Raw genomic sequence first — 11510 nt, forward strand, 5'->3', positions numbered from 1 at the left:
CTTGTATTTACATTACCACAATAGTAGAACGTTATCCGAATTATTTGACTGGCGAATTTATTCGCTACCTAGACGGTTCGCTCGGTTTCATCTCCCAGCTAAAGAGCGTGGGAGCCTTCACCCATCGCTTGAACGGTAAAACCCGTTCCTACAGAACCCCCATCTCCCCCTGCTCCCTTGTCTCCTCATCCAAAAAAGTCCGTGATAAGTTCGATTGTGAGATAGAGTTGGATACTTGAATAATAGATAGTTCTGATAGTATTCATACCCTTTGACTGTCTCACCAGCTCAAACCCAGACTTATCGAGGATGATGACAATGACCATTAACACGACGAAAATTGAGAGCATTTTGCAAAATTTTGTCACTGGCACCAGTGAGGTTCAGGGAGCAGCTCTGGTGTCTCCCGATGGGTTACCCTTGGCTTCAAGCTTACCCAATGAGATGGACGAAGAACGAGTTTCTGCAATGTCAGCAGCGATGCTGTCGTTAGGAGAGCGGATTGGATCAGAGTTGTCCAGAGGCTATCTTGATCGTATCTACGTGGAGGGCGATCGCGGCTATGGTATTTTGACCAATTGCGGCGAATATGCTGTATTACTCGTTTTAGCCAGCAAAGCGGCGAAACAAGGCGTACTTTTGTTGGAAATTAAACGTGTGATCCCAGAACTCAAAGCAGCGCTTGATCCGATCCGGAAAATATCAGGAGCTTATGACAATCAATCACAGGTTGCCGAATAATTCATGACTACGACGGGAACTGCACTTGATCTCCTACCTCTATCATGGCTGTGACGAGGTGGGATGCGCTGTTCACCAGCCGAAGCATGAGTTTTTCCAGAATCCTGTGTAGACTTGAGTTTAAGCTCAAATCTGGGTAGAGATTCAATCCCAGAGCCATCAAGTCGGTGAGGTAAGCTAAAGCGCTGCTGGCAGACAACTCATTGAAACCGAAAGAATCCTAAGCATCGACACCCAATCTTGAATCAGCCAGTGTAAACTTATTCTGATTGCTCCCGTTGCCCTTTGACTGATGTTGCCAAGGTAAGGATAACACGATTACTATAGATTACTATAGATCATAAAGATATTTATGATTTATCTAAGAAAAGTAACAAAAAATTGATTATTCTTCAATTCGGCTTTCAGACCTAAGACAATAAGTCTAAAGGCTGCCTATTTTTTTGACAATTTTTTAGACAGTAGTGAACAAGTAATGGCAATTACAAGTTGTTTGTCGGAGTTTTCTCTCCCCGAACTATTTCAATTTCTGGATCAAGGCAGCAAAACTGGATTGCTGACCTTGCGATTTCACACAGACAATCAAGAGAAACGGGTACGCCATGTGCTATTACATCAAGGTCGCATTGTCGCGGTGACCAATCGTTTGGATCACCAGTGCTTGCTCGCCATGATTGTACAACGAGGTTGGATTAGCCCGGAAGTGCTGCGAGAGCAGGTGAACCGTTGTCCAGCAAATATTCCGATTGGTTTATATTTAAAGACTCAATCGTTTCTTTCGCCGGAACAACTCAGACTATTGTTCCATGCTCAAGTGCTAAGGCAAGTCTGTGGTTTGTTTAGGTTGAGGGAGGCGCGATTTAAATTTGATACTAAAGCGACTTTGCCCACCACGGAAATGACTGGCTTGAGCCTCAGCGCCACCGAAGCCACGCTGATGGGTTTACGAGTGTTAAGAGACTGGGTATTATTAGCAGACAAACTTCCAGAACCAACCTCTGCCCTGTCTAGGGTGGTGATTGGTAAGCGTCATCTGCGCTTGGATTCGGTGGAAGGGCAAGTTTGGCAGCGCTCGAATGGCTCGATTTCTCTGAATACAATGGCAACTCAGCTCAAACAACCCATAGAAATAATTCAACAAACGGCATTCCGACTGATCAGCGTGGGTTTAGTCCAAGAAGTCCCCATGATGACGGCGTTGTCTCGTTCTAAAGCAATGGCAGAAGATGTACTAGAGCCTGTAGCTGCTGGAACAAATCACGGTGGTAAGGAGGATAATGTCTCTGGCGTTAGTCATTCCTTTATGCAAAACCTGCTGGGTTTCTTGAGGAGCAGCAAGTAACGGTGGAAATTATGCGTCTGGTTGTGACAGGTACTGTGGGTGCTGGCAAGTCCACCTTCATTCGCTCAGTGAGCGAGATTGCCGTAGTCGATACGGATCGAGTCTCAACCGATCAAACCACTGACATCAAGAAGAAAACAACTGTAGCGATGGATTTTGGACGCTTACAATTTGCCCCAGAAATGGCATTGCACCTCTATGGTACACCGGGACAAGCTCGCTTCGATTTTATGTGGGATATCTTGATTCGCAAAGCCCATGCTTATATCATTTTAGTTGATGCTCACCGACCCAGCGATTTTCGCTTAGCCCGTAAGCTGCTAGCGTTTATGAAACAGAGGGTAGATATTCCAATGCTAATTGGCTTGACCCACAGGGATTGTGAAGGCGCTTGGTCTGAAGAAAATGTCGCGATCGCTCTAGGTTTTGTGGATGAAAAAACTCGTCCGCCTTTTGTCACCTTAAATGCGAATGAAAAAGATTCTGTTATTGATACTCTAATTGTCTTAATTGAATATTATTTAAACTGTGCCGTCAAAACAAAAACATAGTATTTTTACAGGTTCAATAGTTTTAAGAACAATCTTTTACAGTACAGATAAAAACTAAATAATCCAATCACATCGGAAAAGACCCTCTGTTCTAGATATAAGCATCCCAATGCCAGAAGAAACAGAGGGCAAATCCCATTTTTGTTAGGACTTACGCTTTCTTGACGGCACAGGCGCTACCTGTAGGGGCACTGAACTGCAGTGCCCCTACTATATGTGGCGTTTGTGCGTAAGTCCTGTTTGTAAATCATGATTGATCCTGTGATCCTCTAGGAGAACGTCATCGCATCCTCCATAGGTTATAAATCGCAAAAATTCAGACTATTGGCTAATGTGAATAATTGTTAAGTTGTGATAAGATTAAAAAAATATTAAATTTTGCTAGTTTTTCTAACATTCAACCAGTCATGCCTGATTGAAGTCTGTGATTGTGTTCTTTAAAATTTGATTCTAAAACTATCTAAAACAATGGCGATTACAGGTTACTTATCTGATTTGTCCCTTCCCGAACTTTTTCATTTAATTGAACAAGGAAAAAAAACTGGGTTACTCACATTACGCGCCGCCTTAGCCAGTCCAGCAATTCCTTATTATATATGGGTCTACCAAGGTCGTATTGTTGCGGCGGCTAATCGCTTGGATAGTCAAGGTTTAGTTGCACTGATTAAGCAATACAAGTGGGTTAGCGATCGCGTGGTAGCCAAGTTAATCCAATGGTGCTGTCCAACTGGAAAACCCCTGGGATTGTGCCTCAAAAATCACGGAGTTTTGCAAACTGAACATCTCAAACAGTTATTCCAAGTTCAGGTTTTACAGCAAATTGGTATCATGTTTCAACTCAAAGATGCTCAATTTACATTTGAGCAGAATGTACTCTTACCTGGACGAGAAATGACGGGGTTAAGTATACCCGCCACCGAAGCCACATTAATGGGATTGCGGGTTCTGCGACACTGGGATACCTTAGCCGATAAATTACCTGATCCCAATAGCGGTTTAATCAGTACAAAAACAGGTCAACTCCATTACCGACTAGATCCGATCGAATGGCAGATTTGGGAGTATACAAAAGGGACGGTTTCTCTCAAAATGATCGCCAGAGAACTACGACTACCGATAGAAAAAGTTCAGCAAATTGCTTTTGCCCTGATCACAGTAGGTTTAGCCGAAGAAGTACCGTTATTAGTAGGAAATCTACCCACTCAATCCGTTGAACCCTTACCCGCACAATTGACGGAAGAATCCGAAATCCAAACACTCAGTCAATCTTTCGTACAAAACTTTATAAGTTTTTTGCGTAACAATAAAGCCAAACCCATATCAGTTGTAACTTAATGGCGTGTTTGTAGGGGCGGGTTTCACAACTATCATTTCGGTTTTAACTAGATTTGACTAAACCCGCCCTCCGGATTTAGGCTGACGACGCTGTTGCTACTTTTACCATTTCCTCTGGCGTCAAATACGAATGAATGACTTCACCATCTCGAAACCAAACAATACGCTTAGTCAAACGAGCGACATCCGGTTCGTGAGTCACCATCACCACTGTAATTCCCTCCCCATTGAGTTGACTGAATAAACTAATAACTTCAGCCGTTGTATGAGAATCCAGTGCCCCTGTTGGTTCATCTGCCAAAAGTAATACAGGTTGATTCACGATCGCGCGGGCAATGGCTACCCGTTGCTGTTGTCCGCCAGACAGTTGATTGGGCTTATTCAACTGGCGGTTTTCCAAGCCCACCCGCTTTAAAGCACTCATAGCGCGATCGCGGCGTTCTTGGGGGGAAATGCCAGCATACACCATAGGCAACATCACATTTTCCAAGGCGGTAAGTTGAGGTAGGAGGTGAAACTGCTGAAACACAAAGCCAATCTTGACATTGCGAATCCCAGCTAATTGAGCATTATCCAGATGAGAAACATCCACACCATCAAGGTAATAGCGTCCAGACGTGGGTTGATCGAGACAGCCGATAATATTCATGGCGGTTGATTTGCCCGAACCCGATGCCCCCATAATTGAGCAGTATTCACCTTTGTCTATGGTTAGATTCACTTGGCTGAGAGCTCTGACTTCTGTGTTACCCGTACCATAAACCTTAGAGATATTTTCTAGACGAATAATGATGGGTGGCTCAACTGACGTTGAATGGAGGGATGATGGAAAATTGATAGAGTCGTGCATAAAGCTCTAGGGTTAATAAACAAGACAATTGTAGGGGCGGGTTTAGGAACTCAATTATGTATTCACCGATAACTAAACAACAAAACCCGCCCTACCCACTGATAACGGAACTTTATAATCGTGATATTTCATCAAAGCTATATATAGACCGGGTAAATTCAATGCTAAAAAAATTTAGAGGTGGATTTTTAATGGGAATTGGCTATATGCTCTCACCATTATCTTGGTGGAATGATTTATTTTTTAATATGCCCATTGCCTACCTTTTTGCCTATCTGTTCAGTTGGATTTTTCCTGACTTGTTCTTACCGCTCACCGCTGTTGGTTACTGGCTCTCAAACATTATAGGAATCTTAATGATGCAACTGGGGGCAACAGATATGTTTTTTGAGCAAAAGCAGCGGAATTCTAAAAAAGATTTACTTATTGGTTTTGGCACGTCAACGGTTTACACCTTAGTTGTATTGGCACTGATGTATTTCCATGTTCTCGAAGCTCCAGTGTTTTTAGTAAATCAGTAGAAGTCAACCCAATTCAAGCAAATTTTGTTTTTAAACGGACATAATATAAGGGCGGGTTTTGTTGTTCATTTAGTTCTGAGTAGCTGATTTTAGTTTCTAAACCCGCCCCTACAAATTGTTCCTAAACCCGCCCCTAAAATTGTGGCTAAACCCACCCCTACCATTGACTGATAACGTATGACGTTCTAAGCACTTCTCAATGCCACAATTGGGTCAAGTTTAGCTGCTTGTCTGGCGGGAACAACGCCAAAGAATAAGCCAATTCCTCCAGACACGCTGACAGCCACGAGAATAGCCATGGGGGAAATGCCGGCTTTTAATGGCGTTACAGCACCGACAAGCAAAACACCGCTCACACCAATTGCTGTTCCAATTATCCCCCCAGCGGCGGAGAGAATTATTGCCTCAATCATAAACTGAATTAGAATATCCTGTTCTCTAGCACCCACGGCTTTCCGCAGTCCAATTTCCTGGGTTCGTTCCCTAACTGACACCAGCATAATGTTCATCACGCCGATACCGCCAACAACTAAGGAAATAGCTGCGATCGCGGCGAGCATGATCGTTAATGCACCTGTCACCGTATTGACGATTTGCAAGATATCTTCCTGAGTTTGAACGCCAAAATCATCTTCACCCACAATCTTGTGACGTCGCCGCAGTAAGTTTTCAATTTGAAACTGAGCCGCACTAATACTATTTCTATCCCTAGCAGAAATAGCAATCCAGCTAACTTCGACGCCGTAAGGAGATGTGCGTCCCCGCAATCGATTCGCCATCGTACTCAGAGGGATAAACACCGCATCATCCTGGTTATTTCCCAAAAAAGTACCTTTGGATTCCATCACCCCAATCACTTCAAAGCTAACATCTTTAATCCGCACCGATTGACCAATCGGATCTTGGTAGCCAAATAATTTTTCGACGATTTCAGAACCCAGAACGGCAACTTGGTTATTGCGTTTAATGTCAATATCGGTAAAAAACCGTCCTCTGGCAACATTAAAGCTACGAACAGATAGAAATTCTGGGGTCGTGCCTGTCACCAATGAATTACTATTGCGATTGTGGTATGTGATTAAATATCTCAGATTAATTTGCGGGGCAACTTCCGCAACGGCTGGGACTTGAGTCGCGATCGCCTTAGCGTCTTCCAAAACCAATGTTTTGGGAAAATCAACCGTTGTCTGTTGCGCTTCACGAGAGCCAGGAATGACAAACAGGACATTGGGTCCGAGAGCTTCAAACTGTTCAGAAGCTAGCTTTTGCGCTCCTTGTCCAATCCCCACCATCGCGATCACGGAGGCATTCCCAATGATAATACCTAGCATGGTTAAGCTACTGCGTAGCTTGTTTGCCATCAAGGTGGTGGATGCCATTTTGATGCTTTCTACAATATCCATTTGGTGAATTATAAATTAGAAATTATGAATTATAGATTTTCTGGTTCGTCAGCTTTCCAGACACGAATACCCTTCTCCCAATACTGCTCGGATAAGCTCTAATTTCATTTATTCTCCCCCAGCTTGCCATAGTGCCATGGCACGTCTCTACTTCCCCAGCTCCCCCAGCTCTCCTTTGCCCCTACTCTTCTTCGTCAGGATTATAGTTTTCAGGTAAATCAATAAACACCCTTTCCCCTTCTCTCAATCCACGGATAATCTGAGTTTTATCCTCAATCGTGGCTCCAACTGTGACAGGTTTAAACTTAGGCTGATCTTCAAAATCAGGCACCATAACTCCATATTCGCCCTCTTGAGTCACAACCGCCACTGTAGGAACAACCAGAGCATTGCTAATGGGTTCCCCTAAAAATGTCAAGTCAACATTCATACCTGAGCGCAATTTCTCTTGCGCTTCGGGTGTCAGGGCAACTCGCACTTGAAAAGATGTAACATCATTCTCTACAACAGCTTCTGGGGCAACCAGCCTCACCTGACCTCGGAAAGCCTGATCCGGAAACGCATCTGATTCCACTTGTACCGGCTGTTTTTCTTGAATTTGTCCAATATCAACTTCGGGAACCGCAGCCAAAACTTCCAGTTGTTGGGTGGCTAATGCCACGATTGATGTGGAGGTAGCTGAAGCCGTACTCGATGCGGAGGTTGTCGGCGTGACAAATGCGCCAACCGTGGCATATTTCTGAGTGATAATTCCCGGAAAAGGCGCACGAATAATCGTGTCTTGTAGTTGGATGTAGGCAGCTTGAGCTTGGGCTTTCGCCGCTTCTACTGCAGCTTCAAGTTGGGCAATTTCTTCTGGGCGAGTTCCCTTGAGCAGTTGCTGCACAGCGAAACCAGCTTCGTTGACTGCCGCTTTGAGCTGCACAATCTCTGGGCTAGCTTCATCCTCAGTGTTTTTAGTATTGCGGACTTGGGCTAAGCGTTGTTTAGCTTCATCAAGCTGGGCTTTAGCGGTGCGGGCTTCAGTTAATGCCTCATCGAACCGATCTTGGGATACCACCCCCTCATCCACCAAGTACTTATACCGTTGGACTCTTACTGTGGCTAAATCTAAGCGAGAACTGGCAGTTTGGGCTTGAGCAACGGCTTGGTCAATTTCTCTAGGATTACCGACGAGAGCTTCAGCCAAACGAGCTTGTGCTTGCTGAAATCGCTGGTTGGCTTGGGCAATTTCTTCAGGACGAGGACCAGCTTTGGCTTCAGCGAGACGGGCTTGTGCCTGCTGTAGGTCAGCTCTAGCTCCCAAAAACCGAGCTTTAACATCGTCTTGCTCCATTACCGCAACCACATCTCCCGCGTCAACCTGATCCCCTTGTTCGACTTCCAGCTTGACCAAACGACCCGCCGTTTTTGGACTGAGGTTGACTGTTTGAATCGGTTGTACCGTGCCATTTGCTTTGATTTCCACCGCTAAATCCTGCACATCCACTGGCACAGTCAGTTCATCAAGGTTAATTTTGGCTGGTTTTGCCGCAATCACAAAATATCCCGCACCGCCCGCGACAAGAAGGCTGGCTGTGATGATTCCCATTACCCAAGGGAGAGGATTATTGACTTTACCCATAGTCTGTGTCAGGTTTCCCCATCAATCTGCTACAGCAGAGTTTTTGCTTTTAAGGAGTGAACACTTATTTTCCTCGCAAGGCGCAAAAACAAACAATCAATCATCTGTTTCCGTTGCACCGATTTGGCTATCTCAGTTGGTGCTACGTCAACGACGCCCGTCTAAGCCGTTCAAGTTCCTTTATTTCCATACTAACCGTACTGACGAAGGGCATCCTCAATTTAGGTTATCGGTTTTTTCCCGCAGATTAGCGGTAAAACCCGTCCCGATATCCTGGCGGCTCCAGTCTTGCACAGAATTCCCTGGACGAGAACGCGCAAATTCTTCAAAACCGAACACCGTCGGCTGAAAGTGCTACAACGTCGGTTAGCATTATGAAGTAGATCGTGATGTGGCGGCTGCCCAAGAAATCTGTAATCGTGGAATAGAAACTTATCCAGGGACTCTGGAGAAGCAAGAAATTGGCTCTCAAGTCGAGGTGTCGGGGGTTATTTGCCTAGATAACTGGCGTAGGGGAGCAATGCCCAATCGTGAGGTTGGGAAGCCGACGATGAATCAAAGATTACATCGTCGGAGGATGTCACTGTAGCTGAAAATTCCTTATTGTGGTTTGAGACTCCGCCGTGTTCAAACGTATTCTGTTATTGCCCATTTTTGTTCTGCTGGCTTGGTTGAGCAAACCTGCTCCTGTATCCGCCCAAGCCCTGCTTCCCTATACTCTACAGCTCAATGCTGAGGAATTGGAGCAGCAAGGCTTGAATCTAGCGCAGGATGCCGTTCAGCTTACTCGTTTTCAGCAATACGATCTAGCATTGTCTAGAGCTAAACTAGCAACTCAGCTTGCCCCCAATAGTTTTGAAACTTGGTTTATTTTGGGAACCTTGTATGTACAAAACCAGCAATTGGATGAGGGAATTGAAGCGCTTTCTAAGGCTCAATCCTTGAAACCAGAAGAGGCTGGTGTTCTCTTCTCCTTGGGAAATACTTATTTTCAGAAAGGGGATTATCGGACAGCTGTCTCCAAATTAGAAGCTGGTTTGAAGCTAGAATCTGATGTTCCCGAAGCGTTGTTTGATTTAGGCAACGCCTACTATATGCTGGAGCAGTATCCTAAAGCGATCGCGGCATACCAAAAAGCTGCTGCTCAGGAACCCAACGATACGTGGCCCGTGTGGCCCGCGATCAATAATATTGGGTTGGTCAAGTATGAGCAGGGAGATGTGGCTGGCGCGATTGAGAAATGGCAAGCCGCGATCGCGATTGATCCAGAAGCCGCTGAACCTAAGCTGGCTGTAGCGGTAGCACTTTATACCCAAGGGAAACAAGACAGAGGACTTGCCTTGGGAGAAACTGCCATCCGTTCAGATGATCGTTATGCTGATTTAGATTTCCTCAAAGAAAATCTTTGGGGTGAACGTCTGCTCTCTGATACTCAAAAATTCTTGGCAAACCCCAGAATGCAGGCAACCATTGCCCCTAGTGGCAATGTTCCTGTACAAGTGGAAGTTATTCCTTAAATCAAAATTTGAGTGAATAACTTCCCGCGAAACTTCAGACGCTTCTATGAGCATTCCCGGACGCGATTCAAGAAGCGTCTCTACATTCCTCCCCCATCTAAGGTATGGTATCAGGGGATGTTTGACGCTCCCATCGCTAAAAGCGAAGGTAGTTAGAGCTAATCACCGCCCTTTTGGTTGCCCTACTAAGGTCTTACACGATTATGTCTGAACCGAGCTTACTAGAATATCACTTGTTATCTAGCGCCCACTTGTGGTTCACTCTCCAAGCGTTATCGGATTTTCACCGACCGTTCCCGTGCGCCCCACGGTACGGGGATTACTCCCAAGTCTTTTTTTCTTGTTCATTCAGTCTCGTTGAAGACTTACTGCGCTATGTTTTACGTGGTTTTCGCATCCCTTCTTTTTTGCCACTTTTGCCGGCTTTCCGGTGCCATCGTGCCGCTTAAAAAGCCCTTCACTACCGCCCACCGAGGGGATTCAAACCATTTTGATTATAGCATGATATCTCGGCAATTCATCCCGTCGCTAAAAGCGAGGGTCTTCTTGCCGAATCAGATAAACAAAACCGATAGCAAGCTTTCTGAAGTTTTTCATCCTCTATATTTTGCCGAAACGGTTGTGGTATTTAGCAAGACTCTCGTGGTTCGGCAATGTCAGCACCCAGTTACAAAGGATTAATCGTCCTCTACCAAGAAGAGTCCCCGCTTCGTGAGAATTTTGGAAAAAACGCGAAGATTAATGGAATCGTCTTCTACAATCAGAACGGTTTTCATAGGCATTGCATCAAGAACATTATCTTTTCCACAAAAGTGCGATGTGATCATCAGTCTGATAGGGACTGGGCAATACAGACCAAGTTCTCTATCCCGGCTTCCCCTACCCCCCCTGTTCCCGGTAGCTCTGATCAACTAGGATTGAAAACGACTCGGTATTAGGGGATGGTATTAACGGGAACCGATCGCAAGGGTTATAAACTTTCTCATCCTCTGTATTTTGCCGAAACGGTTGTGGTACAGTACAAACGTACTTTAGTAAGACTCCAGTTTTTCGGCAATGTCAGCACCCAGTTCCAGAGGATTGATGTCCCTATCCGAAGATTGGTTATTGGAGGCGTCGCTCTCACTCAGGTTTGACTAATCATCTTTAGGCAGAAGCGCCAGGATTTGATCGACAAACTGTTGATGATCCACAACAGGTTTAGAGATATAACCATCAGCACCACTTTGCTTAAGGAAGTTTTCGCGATCGCCTTCCATAGCATGAGCCGTGACTAATATAATGGGCAGATTGCTGGTTTGAGCATCAGCTTTGAGCATCTGGGTAATTTTGATGCCGTCCACTGGCTTACCCTGGTAAACACTGTGAGCCAGGGAAACATCCATCAAGATAATATCTGCATCTCCCGCGTGGGCAATTTTCATGACCTCCTCTACATCTTCGGTTCCCTTGACATTCAAGCCACCCCGCTTCGTGAGAATTTTAGAAAAAACGCGAAGATTAATGGGATCGTCTTCTACAATCAGAACGGTTTTCATGGGCGTTGCATCAAGAAAGTCGTCTTTTCAACAAAAGTGCGGTTTGATCATCAGTCTGACAGGGACTGGGCAATGTTGCCACCAAAAA

13 protein-coding genes and 2 pseudogenes are annotated in these 11510 nt (G+C 45.1%); 9 read left to right on the top strand and 6 right to left on the bottom strand.

Annotated features, from left to right (window positions below; all coding sequences use genetic code 11):
• From RLO19_RS28350 to RLO19_RS28370, 5 genes are all read left to right on the top strand, one after another.
• The coding region (locus RLO19_RS28350) for a hypothetical protein (protein WP_446360733.1) at positions 1 to 239 on the top strand (239 nt) is incomplete at its 5' end.
• A gap of 79 nt (positions 240 to 318) precedes the next feature.
• Positions 319 to 741 carry a roadblock/LC7 domain-containing protein gene (locus RLO19_RS28355; protein ID WP_446360735.1) on the top strand — a complete coding sequence of 141 codons (423 nt, stop codon included), beginning with the start codon at positions 319 to 321 and terminating at the stop codon, positions 739 to 741.
• 475 nt (positions 742 to 1216) lie between these two features.
• On the top strand, positions 1217 to 2083 hold the full coding sequence (locus tag RLO19_RS28360) for a DUF4388 domain-containing protein (RefSeq protein ID WP_446360737.1): 867 nt from the start codon (positions 1217 to 1219) through the stop codon (positions 2081 to 2083).
• An 11-nt stretch (positions 2084 to 2094) separates the two neighbouring features.
• Entirely contained in the window at positions 2095 to 2634 is a 540-nt protein-coding gene (locus tag RLO19_RS28365; protein ID WP_446360739.1) for a GTP-binding protein, read from the top strand.
• A gap of 468 nt (positions 2635 to 3102) precedes the next feature.
• On the top strand, positions 3103 to 3969 hold the full coding sequence (locus RLO19_RS28370) for a DUF4388 domain-containing protein (RefSeq protein ID WP_446360741.1): 867 nt from the start codon (positions 3103 to 3105) through the stop codon (positions 3967 to 3969).
• A gap of 76 nt (positions 3970 to 4045) precedes the next feature.
• Here the strand turns inward: RLO19_RS28370 and RLO19_RS28375 are convergent, their stop codons facing one another.
• Entirely contained in the window at positions 4046 to 4819 is a 774-nt protein-coding gene (locus tag RLO19_RS28375; RefSeq protein ID WP_446360743.1) for an ABC transporter ATP-binding protein, read from the bottom strand.
• 161 nt (positions 4820 to 4980) lie between these two features.
• Between RLO19_RS28375 and RLO19_RS28380 the strand changes: the two genes are divergently transcribed.
• Complete coding sequence (locus RLO19_RS28380; RefSeq protein WP_446360745.1) at positions 4981 to 5340, top strand: hypothetical protein; 360 nt, start codon at positions 4981 to 4983, stop codon at positions 5338 to 5340.
• Positions 5341 to 5525: 185 nt separating this feature from the next.
• On the opposite strand, the gene RLO19_RS28385 is transcribed toward RLO19_RS28380, so the two are convergent.
• The 3 genes from RLO19_RS28385 to RLO19_RS28395 all read right to left on the bottom strand — a co-directional run bounded on the left by RLO19_RS28385 (position 5526) and on the right by RLO19_RS28395 (position 8706).
• Positions 5526 to 6743, bottom strand: coding sequence for an ABC transporter permease (locus RLO19_RS28385; protein WP_446360747.1), 1218 nt, complete (start codon positions 6741 to 6743; stop codon positions 5526 to 5528).
• A 181-nt stretch (positions 6744 to 6924) separates the two neighbouring features.
• Positions 6925 to 8367, bottom strand: coding sequence for an efflux RND transporter periplasmic adaptor subunit (locus RLO19_RS28390; protein ID WP_446360749.1), 1443 nt, complete (start codon positions 8365 to 8367; stop codon positions 6925 to 6927).
• Positions 8368 to 8583: 216 nt separating this feature from the next.
• Complete coding sequence (locus RLO19_RS28395; RefSeq protein WP_446360751.1) at positions 8584 to 8706, bottom strand: hypothetical protein; 123 nt, start codon at positions 8704 to 8706, stop codon at positions 8584 to 8586.
• A 34-nt stretch (positions 8707 to 8740) separates the two neighbouring features.
• Here RLO19_RS28395 and RLO19_RS28400 point away from each other — a divergent pair.
• Positions 8741 to 8956: pseudogene (locus RLO19_RS28400) on the top strand (hypothetical protein); the annotation flags it as partial.
• A 34-nt stretch (positions 8957 to 8990) separates the two neighbouring features.
• Positions 8991 to 9884, top strand: a complete 894-nt coding sequence (locus RLO19_RS28405; RefSeq protein WP_446360753.1) for a tetratricopeptide repeat protein — start codon at positions 8991 to 8993, stop codon at positions 9882 to 9884.
• Positions 9885 to 10585: 701 nt separating this feature from the next.
• On the opposite strand, the pseudogene RLO19_RS28410 reads toward RLO19_RS28405, so the two are convergent.
• Positions 10586 to 10660, bottom strand: a pseudogene (locus tag RLO19_RS28410) (response regulator); the annotation flags it as partial.
• Positions 10661 to 10825: 165 nt separating this feature from the next.
• Here RLO19_RS28410 and RLO19_RS28415 point away from each other — a divergent pair.
• Complete coding sequence (locus tag RLO19_RS28415; protein ID WP_446360755.1) at positions 10826 to 11020, top strand: hypothetical protein; 195 nt, start codon at positions 10826 to 10828, stop codon at positions 11018 to 11020.
• On the opposite strand, the gene RLO19_RS28420 is transcribed toward RLO19_RS28415, so the two are convergent.
• Positions 11021 to 11422: a response regulator gene (locus tag RLO19_RS28420; protein ID WP_446336864.1), complete on the bottom strand. Its 402-nt coding sequence runs from the start codon at positions 11420 to 11422 to the stop codon at positions 11021 to 11023. It abuts the gene before it with no gap.
• Between the last annotated feature and the right edge of the window lie 88 nt (positions 11423 to 11510).

Source organism: Coleofasciculus sp. G2-EDA-02, from assembly GCF_040226375.1.
Classification (GTDB): Bacteria; Cyanobacteriota; Cyanobacteriia; order Cyanobacteriales; family Coleofasciculaceae; genus Coleofasciculus.